This window comes from Pseudomonas sp. Z18(2022) (assembly GCF_036346535.1).
Taxonomy (GTDB): domain Bacteria; phylum Pseudomonadota; class Gammaproteobacteria; order Pseudomonadales; family Pseudomonadaceae; genus Aquipseudomonas; species Aquipseudomonas yamanorum_A.
Map to the genome: position 1 here is coordinate 355,228 of NZ_JAOTOA010000005.1, position 17,035 is coordinate 372,262.

Sequence of the window (17,035 nt, forward strand, 5' to 3'; positions counted from 1 at the left end):
GTTGACTGCCAACCCTGACCATAACGAGAAAAAAAAGAGGAAATCATGATGCATCCATTCAAAGCCTTGCTTGGATTTGCAGCAGTGTTGTACCTGGCAAGTACGCAGGTGTGGGCCGAAGATTTACCCGGCACCGGCAAGACCATCCGCTTCGTGCAATCGGAGAGCACCGGCGGCAACTACGTACTGACCAAAATCGCGATCGAGGCCACCAAGCGCCTGGGCTATGCAAGCAAGTTGAGCACCGTGAACACCACGCTGTTCTTCCCCGCCGCCGCCCAGGGCGACCTGGATTTGTCGATGGACGTGACCTTGCCGATGCTGCAACCCAGCTTTGACAAGGTGAAGGACCGCACCGAAGTGGTGGGCGCAGGCTTTATTACCGGCGCCGGCTACAACGGCTACATGATCGACAAGAAAACCGCCGATGCGTACGGCATCACCAGCCTGGAGCAAATGAAGGACCCGAAAATCGCCGGGCTGTTCGGCAAGGAAGGCAAGGCCAACCTGATCAGTTGTGACCCGGGTTGGGGCTGTGGTGATGTGGTGGATTACCAGCTCGACAAGTTCGGCCTCAAGGACACCGTGAACCCGGTTCGCGGCAAGTACGAAGCGCTGATGTTCGAAAACGTCGCCCGCCTCAAACGTGGCGAGCCGGTGTTTTTCTATGCGTGGGCACCGTCGTGGATGACCAACACCATGGTGCCGGGCAAGGACGTGGTGTGGTTGCCGACGCCGTTTGATGCATTGCCGGGCAATGTACCGAGCACCACGTCGGCACTCACGCCCGGGGTTGCCGGGTGTGCCGGCGGGGCCGATCCGTGCCGCATGGCGATGGCGGCGTGGAACTGGTACGCGATCGGCAACAAGCAGTTCATCGCGGCGAATCCGGCGATCAAGAAGCTGGTGGAGCAGATGACGTTCTCCCAGGCGACGTGGAGTTATTGGGAAAAAACCATCAGCGCCGACGGCTCCAGCGAACGCAATATTCGCAAGCTGGCGGAGGACTGGATGAAAGAAAACAAAGCGACCTTTGACGGCTGGATAGCCACCGCAAAAACCGCGAAGTAGCACCCATTCAATGTGGGAGCTGGCTTGCCTGCGATGGCGGTGGTGAATTCAACATCGTTATCGCAGGCAAGCCAGCTCCCACAGTTGATTTTCACCCGCCGCAAAAAAACCTGTTTGGGCGACATCAATCAGAAAAAACCCACTGCCCCACCCCCACCAAACCACCAATCCCGCACGCGCCCCTGCCCTAGCATTACTCCCACTCAGACGAACCGGAGTGAACCCGATGACCTACAAACACCCACTGCTGTTCAAGGCCCTGTGCTACGTCGACGGCCATTGGGTCCACAGCGCCAGTGCCAGCACCATGGCCGTGCACAACCCGGCGAACCAGCAACTGATCGGCCATGTGCCGATGCTGGAAAAACCCCAGATTGTCGCCGCCATCGACGCCGCACACCGCGCCTTCCCCGCCTGGCGTGAACAGAGCCTCGATGCCCGCGCCACGATCCTGCGGCGCTGGGCGGCCCTGATCCTCGAACACCAGGAAGACCTCGCCCGTATCCTCAGCCAGGAACAGGGCAAACCGCTTGCCGAAGCCCGCGGCGAAATCGCCTATGCCGCAAGCTTCATTCCATGGTTCGCCGAAGAAGCCCGGCGCCTGTACGGCCAGAACATTCCCAGCCATATCCCCGGTGCGCACCTGGGCACCCTCAAGGAACCCGTGGGCGTGTGCGCCCTGCTGACCCCGTGGAATTTCCCCTCGGCGATGATCACCCGCAAGGCCGCTGCCGCCCTCGCCGCCGGTTGCACGGTGGTGGTCAAGCCCGCCCATGAAACCCCCTACTCGGCCCTGGCCCTGGCGCAACTGGCCGAGGAAGCCGGCTTCCCGCCGGGGGTGTTCAACGTAGTGCTGGGCGAACCGCAGATGGCCATGCAAACCCTGGTGCAGGACAGCCGCGTGCGCTCGGTGAGCTTCACCGGCTCGACCCGGGTCGGCAAGCTGGTATTGCAGGCGGCGGCCCAGGACGTGAAGAAGGTCTCGCTGGAACTGGGGGGCAATGCGCCGTTTATTGTCTGCGCCGATGCCCACCTTGAGCACGCCGTGAAAGTCGCAGTGGAGGCCAAATTCCAAACCTCCGGCCAGGACTGCTGCGCCGCCAACCGGATCATGGTGGAGCGTTCGATCTATCCCGAATTCCTCAGCCATTTCGCCGCCGCCGTGCGGGAGCTGCGGGTCGGCCCGGCGTTGATCGGCGGCCAGGAGCAAAACGTCGATATCGGCCCGCTGATGCACCAGGCCGCCTTCGACGTCACCGCCGAGCGCGTGGCCGATGCCCTGGAGCTGGGCGCAAACGGCCTGGTGGGCGGCGAAGCCCATGCACTGGGCGGGCTGTTTTACCAGCCGACGGTACTCGCCGATGTGACCCCGCAGATGCGCATCTACCGCGAAGAAAACTTCGCGCCGATCGCCGGGGTGATGCCGTTCGACTCGATTGAACAGGCCATCGAGATGGCCAACGACACCGAATACGGCCTGGCCGCCTACATTTGTTCCAACCGCCTGGACCTGATCTACCCGCTGATCCGCCGCCTCGACCACGCCATGGTCGCCGTCAACGGAGTGAAATTCACCGGCCACCCGATTCCCTTCGGCGGCATGAAAGCCTCGGGCCTGGGCCGTGAAGGCGGCGCCGAGGGCTTCGAAGCCTTTGTCGAAACCAAATACTTTTGCCTGCATCACCAAGGCCAATTCCAAGGAGAGCAACCATGAGCCAAGCACTCGAAAGCCTGTTCGAACAAGACCGCGCGCACTTCATGCACCCCTCCACCCACGCCCATGATCACGCCAGCGGCGCACTCAAGGGCCGCATCATCCAGAGCGCCTCGGGCATCCGCATTCGCGACCACGAGGGCCGTGAATTCATCGATGCATTCGCCGGCCTGTACTGCGTGAACATCGGCTATGGCCGTACCGAAGTCGCCGATGCGATCTACAAGCAAGCCAAGGAACTGGCCTACTACCACACCTACGTCGGCCACTCGACCGAGGCGATCATCGAGCTGTCGAGCCGTATCATGGACTGGGCGCCCGAGGGCATGAAAAAGGTCTATTACGGCCTGTCCGGCTCCGACGCCAACGAAACCCAGATCAAGCTGGTGCGTTACTACAACAACGTGCTGGGCCGCCCACAGAAGAAGAAAATCATCTCCCGTGATCGCGGCTACCACGGTTCGGGCATCATGACCGGCAGCCTTACGGGCCTGGCAGCGTTTCACCAGCATTTCGACCTGCCGGAACAGGGCATCCAGCACACCGTTTGCCCCCACTGGTACCGCAAGGCGCCGGCGGGCATGGACGAGGCGGCATTCGTACGTTACTGCGCCGACGAGCTGGAAAAAATGATCCTCGCCGAAGGCCCCGACACCGTCGCCGCCTTCATTGGCGAACCGGTGATGGGCACCGGCGGCATCGTGGTGCCACCGGCCGGTTACTGGGCGGCGATCCAGGCGGTACTCAACAAGTACGACGTGCTGTTGATCGCCGATGAAGTGGTCTGCGCCTTCGGCCGCCTGGGCTCGAAAATGGGCAGCCAGCGCTACGGCATGCGCCCGGACCTGATCACCACCGCCAAGGGCCTGACCAGTGCGTATGCGCCGCTGTCGGCGGTGATCATCGGTGAGAAGGTGTGGGACGTGATTGAAAAAGCCTCAACTCATGAGGGCGCCATGGGCCATGGCTGGACCTACTCCGGGCACCCGATCTGCGCGGCGGCGGCATTGGCCAACCTGGATATCCTGGAGCGGGAAAACCTCACCGCCAACGCGGACGAAGTCGGCAGCTACCTGAATCGCCGCCTGCGGGAAACCCTCGAAGGCCATCCGCTGGTGGGCGAAGTACGCGGTGACGGCATGCTTGCCGCCGTGGAATTCATGGCCGACCGGGAGCAACGCACGCCGTTTGATGCAGCGCTGAAGGTTGGCCCGAAAGTCTCGGCCGCCTGCCTGGAACGCGGCATGATCGCCCGGGCCATGCCCCACGGCGACATCCTCGGCTTTGCCCCGCCGCTGATCCTGACCAGGGCTGAGGCCGACCTGATTGTCGACATCACCAAGGGCGCGATCGACCAGGTGGCCGGCGAAGTATTGGGCTGATGAGGTAGCCTGTGGGAGCTGTCGAGCTTTAGCGAGGCTGCGATAGCGGTGGGTCAGGCAACATCAATGTTTGCAATGCCGACGCCATCGCAGCCTCGCTAAAGCTCGACAGCTCCCACAATTTAGTGGCCTGATATTTACCCGCCCGCTTCAGAGTCTGCTCGCAATGCACAAGCTTGACCGCTATGACCTGAAAATCCTGCGCATCCTCTCCGAGGACGGGCGCATCACCAAGTCGAGCCTGGCCGAGGCCATCAACCTCTCGGTGACTCCGGCCTGGGAACGCGTACGCAAGCTGGAAAGCGCCGGCCTGGTCAAGGGCTACCGCGCCGTGATCGACTGGAACCAGGTGTTCAAGAGCCAGCAACTGCTGGTGGAAATCACCCTCGCCCGGCACACCGCCCAGGACATGCGCCGCTTCGAACAACGCATGAGCGACGCCCCCGAAGTCGAGTTCTGCTACGCCACCGGCGGCGGCGTGGACTACATCGCGATGATCCGCGCCACCGACATCGACCAGTACCAGCGCTTCATCGATCAGCTACTGATGGAAGACCTGGCCATCGAGCGCTACTTCACTTACATCGTCACCAAAACCATCAAGGCCAGCGGCGCACTGCCGGCCCAGGCGCTGGACGACGCCGCCTTCTCCTGACCCTTGTACAACACCCCCAATCCCGGCAGGATTGCGCCCGTGACTTTCACGGACGAGCACTTTATGACCCTGCCCTTTTTCGCCCCCGTTCTCCTCACCACCAAGCGCCTGGGCCTGCGCCCTCCCCATAAGGATGATTGGCGCGCGCTGTTTGCGATCTGGTCCGATCCCGAGGCCATGCGCTACTTTTCCTTCCCCACCATGATTCGCGCCGAGCAGGCCATCGAACGCTTCGGCCAACTGATGGAGGCCTCGGTTGCCGGTGAAGACCTGGTGTGCATGGTGGAGTTGCTGGCCACCGGCGAGGTGATCGGCAGTTGCGACCTGTTCAATGTCGATGAGCAATGCCGCCGCGCCGAGATCGGCTTCACCCTGAACCGCCAGCACTGGGGCAAGGGCTACATGAGCGAAGCCGCCCGCGCCGTGATCGACCATGGGTTCGACACCGCCGGGCTGCGCCGCCTTGAAGCCGACATTGACCCGCGCAACCTGGGTTCCGCGAAACTGCTTGAGCGCCTGGGTTTTGTCCGCGAGGGCCTGTTGCGCGAGCGCTGGGTGGTGGGCGACGAGGTCTCGGACAGCGCATTGTACGGCCTGCTCAAGCGTGACCGTCCTGCCTGACCCACAACGGGCGCCCCTTCTTCAGGCCGACGATCAAGGCCAGCAGGATCAAGCCCATGGCCTGCCACTGCGCAGCGCCGGGGCGCTCACCGAGGATCAGCATCGAGCTGACAATGCCAAACACCGGGATCAGCAGTGACAGCGGCGCGACCCGGGAAACCGGGTACTCGCGCAACAACAGGTTCCAGCCCCAATAGCAGAAGTGCGTCGCGCCATACACCTGGAACGCCAGGGAGAACAGCGCCACGCCGTTCAATTGGGCAGGCAAGGCGACAAAGGCTTGCGAGCCGTCCAGCAGCCACGTCAACAGCAGCAGCGGCACCGGTGCAAACAGGCTGGCCCAGACCACGAACCCAAAGATCTCCCGCACCCGGGAAACCTTGATGATGATATTGCCGACGCTCCAGGCCAGCGCACTGAACAGCACCAGGGCAAACCCCAGCATCGTGGCCGAGCCCTGCACCCCCACCAACATGCCCACCAGGCCCAGGGCCGCCAGCAGCACACTGATCAATTGCGCCAGGGAAAGGCTTTCACGAAACAGCAGCACGCCCCAGCCCATGGTAAAAAACGCGCTGAACTGGATCAGCAGCGACGCGCTGCCGGGCGGCACGCCCATGGCGATCCCGAGGTTGATCAAGGCCCACATCGCCACCCCGAATATCAAGCCGTAGGCCGCCAGCCACTTCACGGCAACCTGTGGCCGTTTTACCAGGAACACCCAGGGCAACGCCGCCAGGGTGAACCGCAGGGCCGTCAGCAACAGCGGGTTGATCTCGGCCAGGCCCAGCTTGGTAATGGGGAAGTTGATGCCCCACACAGCCGTCACCAGGACGGCCAGTAACAGGTGTTTGTACTTCATGGTGATGGGATCGGTTTGCTCGGTGGCACGGCGAGAGGCCATGCATCCGACCGATTTTTTCGCAAACCGCGATGGCCCGCCTGCGATTGTGGGTCAACACAGGCTAGAATCAGGCCATGTCCGATATTTATCCCTACGAAAACACCCCGCGCGACGTGGTCGTGACCGCCGTCGACTATGCCGACGGCCAGCTGTTCCCCGCCCACGCTCACCCGCGCGGGCAGTTTGCCTATGCCCGCCTCGGTGTCATCACCGTCTACACCGCGACCGGCAACTGGGTCGTGCCGCCCCGACGCGCGATCTGGGTGCCGCCCCATGTGTCACACGCCATGCTGATGCGCGGGCCAGTGACGATGCTCAACACCTACATTCGCCCGCAGGCGGCGCGGCGGCTGGAACTGCCCCAGGCGTGTCAGGTGCTGGACGTATCACCGTTGCTTGGGCAGTTGCTGGAAAAAGCCGTTGAGGTGCCGGCGCGTTATGCGGCGGGGGGTCGCGACAGTTACCTGATGGGTTTGCTGCTGCACGAAATCGCCCGGATGCCGGTGCTTCCGCTCAGTGCGCCGTTGCCCGCGGAGCCTCGATTGGCCAAGGCCTGCGAGGAGTTTCTGGCTGGGCCTTCGCTGGAAATCAGCATTGATGCCATGGCGCTCAGCGCCGGCATGAGTCGCCGTACCTTTACCCGGCAATTCCGCCAGGCCACGGGCATCAGTTACCTGCAATGGCGCCAGCAAGCCTGCCTGCTGGCGGCGATTGTGCACCTGGGTAACGGCGAAACGGTGACAAGGGTGGCGCTGGACCTGGGCTATAGCAGCCCGAGCGCATTTGCGACGGTGTTCAGGCGTGTATTGGGCGAGGTGCCCAGTCGTTATTTCGCCAGGGCGCTTATGTAAAACCCCCAAAGGTTGTGTTCGACCCTTGGGAGCAGTTCACGGCCTATGAAAGGACTCAGGCAATTTTTTGCTCGGACGACGCGTACTTTTTGATCAGGTAGTCGAGGTTGGCCTTGTCAAATCGGCCATCTTCAATACCTGGCGTTTTTCCGTCGGATTTGATCCCGATGTCCAACTCCCGAAGAAGCTCTGGACGCGCGAGGAGTTGCTTGGCAAGGGCTCTCAGCTCAGGGCTATAGGTTTTGGAGGACTCCTGGATGCCTGCCGCCAGTTCAAGCTCGCCGACGTTGATATAGTCTTTCGACCCGTTGACCCACAACTCTGAAAAGTGCTCATTGATACCTTTGAGCAGCGCATCGGGTTTCATCGACGTGTACTTGAACTGTGCCAGGTCATCACGGGATATCTTCCCGTCAAACTTCCCGTCCTTATCCCCGTCAAGCCCACGGAACAGACCCGGCGCGTCCATCAGCGCATTGGCCAGGTTGATCTCCGACTGAGTAGCGGGAGTACCATCCTGGTGTTTTCCAGCGGCGACCGCAGCCAGGGATTTATCGGTAATGAACCCATCGCCATCGGCCAATGAACTGAAGCGCGCCATGGCGTTATCGGCAAGGTCCTCGGGCTTTTTGTCGCGATAAGCATTCAGTTGCCCGTTGTCCTTGTCAGAACTCTCGACCCTGTGACGCTGCAGACCATCCCCCCTGCCACCGACCGGCAAGTCCTTTTTGGCGTCAGCGCCTTTAGTCTTCTCGCCTCTACCACCGGTCCTGAGGAATTCCTCGCTCCTGTCGATCAAGTCTCCATCAAACAGGCTGTGCTGGAGCACGGCCAGGGCCAGCGCCGTGATACCGTCGGTCGCAGCATTCCCGGTTGGCTTACGGTTGCCCACCGCTATCAGTTTTTCCAGGGTGAGCTCACCGGTCTTTTTGTCCACGAATTGGGAACTGTTCTTTACAAAAGCCTCAGCGATGTCTTCAGGCGTGGCCTGGTCGTAGGCAGTTGATGGCAGGGCAGCGGGCGTGGGTTGAGGCGGTGGAGGCGGAGCGAAGGTTTGATAGGGTTTGCCAACTGATGACATAAGTTATTCTCCAATGGATTAGACCTTGTACCGCCCATCCAGGACTGGTGTTGATCAACCAACGACCAAGCCGGATGGGCCAAGGCTGTGTGGCGCCTTGCCGAAAAATGGTTCCGAAACTTCCAGTTCCCGGCAGGAAAACCCTTCATCGTCCAGTAGGAACACCCCCCTCACACTAAGCGTTTTATCTGCTTGTGCCGCCAGACCAACCGGTAATACGCGGTCTGCAACCCCAGCATCGCCAGGTACGTTACCGGAAACGCCATCCAGACCCCTTCCAGCCCGAACCGGGCGTTGAGCAGGTACGCCACCGGCAACTCCACCCCCAACACACAAAAGATCGAAATCCCCACCGGCACCAGCACCACCCCGCTGGCCCGCATGATCCCGCCCACTACCGCCTGAAAACCAAACACCAGGATGCTCCAGAGCATGATATGCAGCAGGTGCTCGGCCTTGACCCGTGCATCAACGTCGGTAATGAACAACCCCAGCAACCAGTGCGACAACCCATACCCCAGCACTATCAACCCTCCCGTCAGGCACAGGTTGATCAAAATCCCCGTACGCAGGATCGGCCCGATACGTTCCAGCCGCCCTGCCCCGATCGCCTGTGCCCCCAGGATCGACGCGGTGATGGCGATCGACAGCGCCGGAAACTGCACGTAGTTGACGATTTGCGTCACCGCCCCATACGCCGCCGTCGCCTGGGAACCATGGCTGTTGACCAGCGCCAGAATCACCAGCTCCGACAGCGACAGCACCACCATTTGCAAGCCGGTTGGCAGGCCGATACGCAGGACCTTGCCGAGGATCACCCGGTCCAGCCGCAGCGCCGCCATCAACTCGCGGTCCGGCGCCATCACGTGGTTTTTATGGCGCAGGCGCAGCACCAGAAAGGTCATCGCCAGGGCGTTACCCACCAGACCTGCCAGCACCGCGCTTTGGATGCCCATCGGCGGCAGGCCCAGCCAACCCTTGATCAGCGTCGGGGTCAGCACCAGGCCCACGGCGGTCGACACCATCAGCGCCAGCAACGGCGACACCGTGTCGCTCACGCCCCGCAGCAGTTGGGTGAACAGGATGAACACCAGCAGCAGCGGCATGATCAACATCATCATCTGCGCATAACCCACCGCGTCATCCAGTACATCCACCGGGGTGCCCAGGGCCTGCATCGCCGGGCGGGCAAACACGCTGCCCAGTACCGCCGCGATCACCCCGATCAGGGCGCCGAGGGTCAGGGTGGCGCCGGTGATCGACTTGACCATCGAGGTTTCCTGGGCGCCCCAGGCCTGGCCGATCAGCACCGACGCGCCCGCCCCCAGGCCAATCACCAGGGCGATAAAGAAAAACACGATGGGGAACATCCCCGACACGGCCGCCAACGCCTGGGTGCCGAGCATCTGCCCGACATAGATGCCGTTGAGCGTGCCGGAAAAGCTCTGGAGGAAATTGGACAGCACCATGGGTGCCAAAAAGATCAGGTAGATCTGCCACAACGGTCGTTTCTGGGTGACTTCCATGAAGGTTCGGATCTCAATGCAATCAGGCAGGGAAAGCGTTGCGTGACAACCAGGCCAGGTACAGCTTCACATCCACCGGCCAGTGCGCAATCTTGTTGGAAAAGTCAGCGCCATCCTGGGCAAACAAGGCCCGCGAGGCTTCTTCAAAACCTGGCAGGTCGCCGCCAAGGGCGCTCATGAAACGATAGCTGGATTCCTTCGCCTGGCGTTGCTGGTCATGCTCGGCATGGGCGTTGCGCGCTTCATCCACCAGCCGGCGCAAAGCCGCCGAGGCGCCGCCGCGTTGTTGCCCCAGCCACTCCCAATGCCGCGGCAACAGGGTGACTTCACGGGCGACCACGCCGAGCTTCGGGCGGCCTACAGCCGGTGACGCCGGCACTTCGGCCTCGGTCACCGCAACCGTCGGCTGCTGGGGTGCGTAATCGGCGGGCCAGGGATAGTCGACTTGAACACCGCTGGTGTCATCAAACACCAGCAAGCTGCCCGCCGACAGGTCGAGGCTTTTCAGGGTTTTGGCGACGTCGGCATAAGAGCCGGCGGCCACGCGTTGGTGGCCGAGGAAGGCGGTGCAGTGTGATGCGCTCATGACTTTTACCCGGAGTATATTGTTTTACCCGGGTTATATTAGCCTGAAATTCAGGGGATGCAAGGCGCTTGTTGTGAAACCACCAAACGATCGCTGCCGACCGTCACGCCCATGGCCCCCACGCCCGGGTCGCGCAATACGCATTCGGCAATCGCCGGCTCCAGTTCGACCCGCAATCGACGGCCCAGGGCACGCGCCCCAAACCGTGGGTCATGGTCGCGGCACAGCCAGGCCCGCGCCGACTCATCCAGCACCAGTGAGCGTTGCTGAGCGGCAAGGCGCTGATTGAGTTTGCCGAGTTCCACCTCCAGCAACGCTTCAAGCCACTGATGATCGATGGGCTCGAACATCAGGATGCGGTCGATGCGATTGAGAAATTCCGGTTCGAAGTGGCTGTGCAAGGCGTCCTCCAACACCCCTGCTTCACCGCGCCCCCACCAGCGCAGCGGGGCAAACCGCTGTCGATGCCGACGCGCCTGATGCGCACCGATATTGCTGGTCATGAAGATCAGGCTGTTGCGAAAGTCCAGGGTGCGAGCGCCGCCCGCCAGGGTCAGCTGACCGTTTTCAAGGATGCCCAACAGGCTGCGCACCACTTCCTGGCTGGCCTTTTCCAGCTCGTCGAACAGCACGATACCGGGGCGGCTATAGCTGCCCTGGATCAGTTCGCTGTTGAACAGGCTGATGCCCTCCTTGCTGCCGACATAACCCGGTGGTGCACCGGTGAGTGCGGCGGCGTAATGCTCCTGGGCCAGGGTGTGCATGTCGATACGGCAGAACCCGTCGGCCCGGCCGTGCAATGCCTGCGCCAGCAGCCGAACGATTTCGGTCTTGCCGACCCCGGTCGGCCCCATGAACAGGTTGACGCTCAATGGCCGCTCACGCTCGCCGATATCGGCCTTGACCACCTTCAGCAGCCCTTCCACCTGGGCCAGGGCTGCGTCCTGGCCGACGATACGGCTGCGCAGCAAGGCCATGACCTGGGCCGGTTCAAAGGTAAACCGCATGCCTCACCCTATAACGATCAAAAGGACAATGAATAAACTGTGGCGAGGGAGCTTGCTCCCGCGGGACCGGGCTGGTGCTCCAGTGCGTAGCGCTGCTTAAATTTTGGGGCCGCTGCGCAGCCCAGCGGGAGCAAGCTCCCTCGCCACAGAGGGTGTGTTTCGCCAGTTCAGCCCGCCGTTTTTTCTTTACCGCCATGGGGCAACTGCCCCACCGGGCATTCAGCGACACCGACGGTATTGCGGGTAAACGCCTCGACATTTTCTTGGGCCTTTTGCGCGTCCAGCACCCAGGTGCGATAGAACTCGAAGGGGCAGTCCGCCACGCCCTTGTCTCCATCGCCCGAGGCGTGCATGCCGGTGTAGCCACGGTGCAGCAGCTTGAACAGATGGTTCTGCGACTGGTCGTTGGCCCGCGCATCGCGGATCTGCGACACCGACAGTTGGGCGTACTGAATGCCCATTTCTTCCTCACCGCATTCGCCCAGGGTACGCCCATCAAAACCGATGATCGCCGAGTGCCCGAAGTACGAATACACCCCGTCGAACCCCGCCGCGTTCGCGACCGCCACATAGCAGTTATTCGCCCAGGCCATGCTCTTGGACATCTGCACCTGCTGCTCCTTGGCCGGGTACATATAGCCCTGGCAGCGCACGATCAACTCGGCGCCTTTCATCGCACAGTCGCGCCAGATCTCCGGGTAGTTGCCGTCGTCGCAGATGATCAGGCTGACCTTCATGCCCTTGGGCCCGTCACACACGTAGGTGCGGTCCCCCGGATACCAGCCCTCGATCGGGCACCACGGAATGCATTTGCGATACCGCTGCACGATCTCGCCGAGGTTATTGATCAGCACCAGCGTATTGTACGGCGCCTTGTGCGGGTGCTCTTCGTGGCGCTCGCCGGTCAGGGAAAACACGCCCCAGGTGTTGGCCTGGCGACAGGCCGCCGAGAAAATCGCCGTCTCTTCGCCGGGAATGCTCGCGGCGGTGGCCATCATCTCGTCGTGGTCGTACATGATCCCCATGGTGCTGTATTCGGGAAACACCACCAGGTCCATGCCGGGCAAACCCTGCTTCATGCCGACGATGATCTCGGCAATCTTCTTCGCGTTATCGATGACCTCGGCCTTGCTGTGCAGGCGCGGCATCTTGTAGTTCACGACAGCAACGCCGACCGTGTCCGGGCTGCTGGATATGTCGCCATGGCGCATTGCAAATCTCCTTGGTCAGTGACTGATCATCCAGGGCCGCGGCCCGGTCCTGGTCTTGAGGCCCAACGGGTTGGCCTTGCTCGGCACCACCGGCTTGCTGGTGCCGCAGCAACTGCAACCCGCCGGGTGCTTGCGCGACTCCTTGTACTCACCGACGGTTTGCGGCGCATGGGCGCTGCGCTCGTTGCCGGCAATGGCCTTGCGCTGGTTGGCCGACAGCGTGGTCAGCGCCGGCGCCGACAGCAGCAACTGCCCGCCGGGGCTGTCGCAGTACGGGCACTGGCTCGGCTCGTGACGCTGGGCGATAGGCCGCAGCATGGTGAAGGTGCCGCAGGACTCACAGGCATATTCGTAGGTCGGCATGGCTACAGGTCCGGTGCGATGGGCAGGTCGATGCTGCCGTCGAGGAACTTGGTCGGGCCGCTGGCGTTGGGGTTGATGTCGAACTCGAAGATCTCGGTGGGCAGCCACAACGTCGCGCAGGCATTGGGGATGTCCACCACGCCGCTGATATGTCCCTGCACCGGCGCCGAGCCGAGCAACGCATAACCCTGGGCCGGCGAGTAGCCGAACTTGGTCAGGTAGTTGATCGCATTGAGGCAGGCCTGGCGGTAGGCGACGTTGACGTCCAGGTAGTGCTGCTGACCTTGCTCATCGACGGAGATGCCTTCGAAGATCAGGTAGTTCTTGTAGTTCGGGGTGATCGGGCTTGGCTTGAACACCGGGTTCTTGATCCCGTACTTGGCCATGCCGCCCTTGATCAGCTCGACTTTCATGTGCACCCAGCCGGCCATTTCGATGGCGCCGCAAAAGGTGATTTCGCCGTCGCCCTGGCTGAAGTGCAAGTCACCCACCGACAGGCCGGCGCCGTTGACGTAAACCGGGAAGTAGATCTTCGAACCGCGGGACAGATCCTTGATATCGCAGTTGCCGCCATGCTCGCGGGGCGGCACGGTGCGGGCGCCGGTGGCTGCGGCGGCGTCACGGGCGGCACCCTTGAGCTTGCCCATGTGGGCGGTGGCGGCCAGGGGGGCGTTCGCCAATGGTGGGACGCGGGTCGGGTTGGTGTCGATCAGCTCCTGCTCGCGGCGGTTCCAGTCGGCGAGCATTACCGGGTCGGGCAGGCAGCCGATCAGGCCGGGGTGGATCAGGCCGGCGAAGTTCACGCCCGGGATGTGTCGGGAGCTGGTGAACATGCCCTTGAAATCCCAGATGGCTTTTTGCGCGCTGGGGAAGTGGTCAGTGAGGAAGCCGCCGCCGTTCTGGCGGGAGAAAAAGCCGTTGAAGCCCCATTGGGAGTCGGCCTTGGCGCCGATGTCGAGCAGGTCGACTACCAGCAGGTCACCGGGTTCGGCGCCGTGTACGCCCACCGGGCCGGAGAGGTAGTGCACGGTGGAGAGGTCGACGTCGCGCACGTCGCTGGCGTCGTCGTTGTTCTTGATGGCGCCGGCGGTCCAGTCGTAGGTTTCGAGGATGAAGTCATCGCCGGGTTTGACCCAGCAGGCCATCGGGATGTCCGGGTGCCAACGGTTGTGGATCTGCTCGTTTTCGGTGACGGGTTGGTTGAGGTCGACTTTGATCAGGGTGTCGGTCATCGAGGTGCTCCCGGAGGGTGGCTGGGCTGTGGGAGCAGTCTCGCGGGGATGGGGTTGGGCGGGGAATACGTTGGATGACGTATGCCTCTGGGGGGCATATCCGTTTTTTGGGTGATGGCTGATATGGGTTCCGCTCTTACAGCGGGTCACTTTTGAAAGGAGCCCAAAAGTAACCAAAAGGCTCTTGCCCCACCACTCGGCACCTCGCTAATGCTCGGTGTGCCCTCTCTCCGGTAGCACGAAGCGGGCCGCCGCGACGGGGCGTCCCTGCCCCGTCGCGGCTAAACCGGCGTCCTGCCGGTTTACCCGCTCCGTACTACCTGCGTTCGGCCAGCGTGGTTTAACGGGGCGCCTAAGATCAAGATCAAAAGCAGATCAACAGCAAAGCACAGCGGCCTACAGGCCGGCTTGAGTGTGGTGAAGCAAAGGCAAGATCAACATCTGAAACCAAAGCGGGCACGGTCAACTGTGGGAGCTGGCTTGCCTGCGATGGCCTCACCTCGGTTTATCTGATGTACCGAGTTGCCTGCATCGCAGGCAAGCCAGCTCCCACAGAAAAGCAGCTCTGCTTTTGCCTTGGCTTTTGATCTGGCTTTTAACACTCAGGTCGGCTTTCAGGCCGCCGTGCTCTTGCTTTTGATCTTGCTCTTGATCTGACTGCCCCATTCAGCCCGAGGCCGAACGCAGGGATTGAGGAGCGGGTAAACCGGCAGGACGCCGGTTTAGCCGCGACGGGGCAGGGACGCCCCGTTGCGGCGGCCCGCGGAGCAATGCCGGAGTGAGGGAACGCCGAGCCACAGCGAGGCGCCGACAGGCGGGGCAGAGCGTTTTGGTTACTTTTGCGTTTGCCAAAAGTGACCCGCTGTAAGAGCGAAACCATAAGCAGCCGTTACCGCAGGAATGGATATGTACACCATCACCCCGGCAAAGGAATCACCCGCAACGGCCGCACCGATTTATACGAGAAGCTCGAATAAATCTCCTTAACACACGGCAACCCCTGCAACACCTCCCGCGCAAACTCCCCAAACGACTCCAGATCCTTCGCCACCACTTCCAACAAAAAATCATACCGCCCCGAGACGTTATGACACGCCACAATCTCGGGAATCTCCAGCAACCTCTGCTCAAACGCCCGGGCCACTTCGCGCGAATGGGTGTCCATCATGATGCTGACAAACGCCGTCACCCCATACCCCAGCGCCTTGGGCGACAGGATCGCCTGATACCCCCCGATCACCCCGCTGTCCTCAAGGTTCTTCACCCGCCGCCAACACGGCGAAGTGGTCAGCGACACCCGCTCCGCCAACTCCGCCACGGTCAACCGCGCATTACCCTGCAAAGCGTTTAAAAGCGCCTTGTCAGTCCGATCCAGATGAGTGGGCATATCTTGCCTCAAAACCTCGTTTTTATTGTTTTTCATCCCAATCTACCGGCTTTTCCCAGCAAACTATGGAACGTTCGGCCGCAGTTATAAGCATAGCATTGTAGGAAATAAGGAGCGTCCGACCATGAAAAATAAACACAATACGTTCGGCTTTTCCACCCGTGCCATCCACCACGGCTACGATCCCCAAGACCACCACGGCGCCCTCGTGCCGCCGATCTACCTGTCGGCAACCTTCGCCTTCCCCACCGCCGAATACGGCGCCGCCTGCTTCGCCGGTGAAGAGAGCGGGCACTTCTATACGCGCATCTCCAACCCCACCCTGGCCCTGCTGGAAGCGCGCATGGCCACCCTGGAAAACGGCGAAGCCGCCGTGGCCTTCAGCTCCGGCATGGGCGCGATTGCCGCGACGTTCTGGACCCTGCTGCGCCCCGGTGACGAGATCATCGTCAGCCAGACCCTCTACGGCTGCACCTTCGCCCTGCTGCACCACGGCATCGGCGAGTTCGGCATCAAGGTGCGCCATGTCGACCTCACCGACCTCTACGCCCTGCGCGAGGCCATCAACCCGGCCACCCGCATGATCTACTTCGAAACCCCGGCCAACCCCAACCTGCAACTGGTGGACATCGCCGCCGTCGCCGAGATCGCCCACCGCCAACCCGGCATCACCGTGGTGGTCGACAACACCTATTGCACGCCCTACCTGCAACGCCCGCTGGAAATGGGCGCCGACGTGGTGGTGCACTCGGCCACCAAATACCTCAGCGGCCACGGCGACATCACTGCCGGCATCGCCGTCAGCAGCCAGGCCCTGGCCCAGCGCATTCGCCTGCAAGGGCTCAAGGACCTGACCGGCGCGGTGATGTCGCCCCAGGATGCGGCCCTGCTGATGCGCGGCCTCAAGACCCTGGCACTGCGCATGGATCGCCATTGCAGCAACGCCCTGGCCATCGCCGAAGCCTTGCAGGCCCATCCACTGGTGGAATGGGTGACCTACCCCGGCCTGCGCTCCTTCCCGCAGTATGAATTGGCCGCGCGGCAGATGAAGCAGTCGGGCGGCATGATCGCGTTCGAACTCAAGGGTGGCATCGACATGGGCCGGCGCTTCATGAACGCCCTGAAGCTGTTCACCCGGGCAGTGAGCCTCGGGGACGCCGAGTCACTGGCCCAGCACCCGGCCAGCATGACCCACTCCACCTACACCCCGGAACAACGCGCCCATCACGGAATTTCCGAAGGGCTGGTGCGGCTCTCGGCAGGCCTGGAAGATGTCGCCGACCTGCTGGCCGACGTTGCCCAGGCCCTTCACGCCTGTGCCGAAAAGCCGAAATCCCGGGCGGTGCAACACAACGTTCATCACGCTTGAAGTAAATTCATCACCAGGCCCGACGTTTACCAATAGCCCGGCCTGCAAAGGTCGGGCTTTTCCCGTTGCGCCCTG

16 protein-coding genes are annotated in these 17,035 nt (G+C 62.1%); 7 read left to right on the forward strand and 9 right to left on the reverse strand.

Annotated features, from left to right (window positions below):
• The first annotated feature begins 45 nt into the window (after positions 1-45).
• From proX to V3W39_RS14930, 5 genes are all read left to right on the forward strand, one after another.
• Entirely contained in the window at positions 46-1,071 is a 1,026-nt protein-coding gene (proX, locus tag V3W39_RS14910) for a glycine betaine/L-proline ABC transporter substrate-binding protein ProX (protein WP_330212865.1), read from the forward strand.
• 226 nt (positions 1,072-1,297) lie between these two features.
• Complete coding sequence (locus V3W39_RS14915; protein ID WP_330212866.1) at positions 1,298-2,785, forward strand: NAD-dependent succinate-semialdehyde dehydrogenase; 1,488 nt, start codon at positions 1,298-1,300, stop codon at positions 2,783-2,785.
• Positions 2,782-4,167, forward strand: coding sequence for an aspartate aminotransferase family protein (locus tag V3W39_RS14920; protein ID WP_259195650.1), 1,386 nt, complete (start codon positions 2,782-2,784; stop codon positions 4,165-4,167). The genes V3W39_RS14915 and V3W39_RS14920 overlap by 4 nt, the downstream gene beginning before the upstream one ends.
• A gap of 166 nt (positions 4,168-4,333) precedes the next feature.
• Positions 4,334-4,822, forward strand: a complete 489-nt coding sequence (locus V3W39_RS14925) for an Lrp/AsnC family transcriptional regulator (protein WP_294739801.1) — start codon at positions 4,334-4,336, stop codon at positions 4,820-4,822.
• Between the two features lie 63 nt (positions 4,823-4,885).
• A complete protein-coding gene (locus tag V3W39_RS14930) occupies positions 4,886-5,443 on the forward strand; it encodes a GNAT family N-acetyltransferase (RefSeq protein ID WP_330212867.1) in 558 nt (185 codons plus the stop codon).
• Here V3W39_RS14930 and V3W39_RS14935 read toward each other — a convergent pair.
• Positions 5,421-6,305, reverse strand: a complete 885-nt coding sequence (locus V3W39_RS14935; protein WP_330212881.1) for an EamA family transporter — start codon at positions 6,303-6,305, stop codon at positions 5,421-5,423. The genes V3W39_RS14930 and V3W39_RS14935 overlap by 23 nt on opposite strands.
• Before the next feature lie 116 nt (positions 6,306-6,421).
• Between V3W39_RS14935 and V3W39_RS14940 the strand changes: the two genes are divergently transcribed.
• Positions 6,422-7,198: an AraC family transcriptional regulator gene (locus V3W39_RS14940; protein WP_330212868.1), complete on the forward strand. Its 777-nt coding sequence runs from the start codon at positions 6,422-6,424 to the stop codon at positions 7,196-7,198.
• 55 nt (positions 7,199-7,253) lie between these two features.
• On the opposite strand, the gene V3W39_RS14945 is transcribed toward V3W39_RS14940, so the two are convergent.
• From V3W39_RS14945 to V3W39_RS14980, 8 genes are all read right to left on the reverse strand, one after another.
• On the reverse strand, positions 7,254-8,279 hold the full coding sequence (locus V3W39_RS14945) for a hypothetical protein (protein WP_330212869.1): 1,026 nt from the start codon (positions 8,277-8,279) through the stop codon (positions 7,254-7,256).
• A gap of 170 nt (positions 8,280-8,449) precedes the next feature.
• A complete protein-coding gene (locus V3W39_RS14950) occupies positions 8,450-9,805 on the reverse strand; it encodes an MATE family efflux transporter (protein ID WP_259195645.1) in 1,356 nt (451 codons plus the stop codon).
• Positions 9,806-9,827: 22 nt separating this feature from the next.
• Positions 9,828-10,391 (reverse strand): DUF2239 family protein, encoded by a 564-nt coding sequence (locus V3W39_RS14955; RefSeq protein ID WP_330212870.1) that lies wholly within the window; start codon positions 10,389-10,391, stop codon positions 9,828-9,830.
• Positions 10,392-10,441: 50 nt separating this feature from the next.
• Positions 10,442-11,398, reverse strand: coding sequence for an AAA family ATPase (locus V3W39_RS14960; RefSeq protein WP_330212871.1), 957 nt, complete (start codon positions 11,396-11,398; stop codon positions 10,442-10,444).
• Between the two features lie 167 nt (positions 11,399-11,565).
• Positions 11,566-12,609, reverse strand: coding sequence for an aliphatic amidase (locus V3W39_RS14965; protein WP_177042710.1), 1,044 nt, complete (start codon positions 12,607-12,609; stop codon positions 11,566-11,568).
• Between the two features lie 15 nt (positions 12,610-12,624).
• Complete coding sequence (locus V3W39_RS14970) at positions 12,625-12,972, reverse strand: FmdB family zinc ribbon protein (protein WP_177075851.1); 348 nt, start codon at positions 12,970-12,972, stop codon at positions 12,625-12,627.
• A gap of 2 nt (positions 12,973-12,974) precedes the next feature.
• Positions 12,975-14,204, reverse strand: a complete 1,230-nt coding sequence (gene fmdA / locus V3W39_RS14975; protein WP_177075853.1) for a formamidase — start codon at positions 14,202-14,204, stop codon at positions 12,975-12,977.
• Between the two features lie 916 nt (positions 14,205-15,120).
• The gene (locus V3W39_RS14980; protein WP_177042727.1) at positions 15,121-15,591 is read right to left on the reverse strand and encodes an Lrp/AsnC family transcriptional regulator; all 471 of its coding nucleotides are present in this window, start codon (positions 15,589-15,591) and stop codon (positions 15,121-15,123) included.
• Between the two features lie 124 nt (positions 15,592-15,715).
• Here V3W39_RS14980 and V3W39_RS14985 point away from each other — a divergent pair, with 124 nt between their 5' ends.
• Positions 15,716-16,960 carry a methionine gamma-lyase gene (locus V3W39_RS14985; RefSeq protein ID WP_330212872.1) on the forward strand — a complete coding sequence of 415 codons (1,245 nt, stop codon included), beginning with the start codon at positions 15,716-15,718 and terminating at the stop codon, positions 16,958-16,960.
• Positions 16,961-17,035 lie beyond the last annotated feature (75 nt).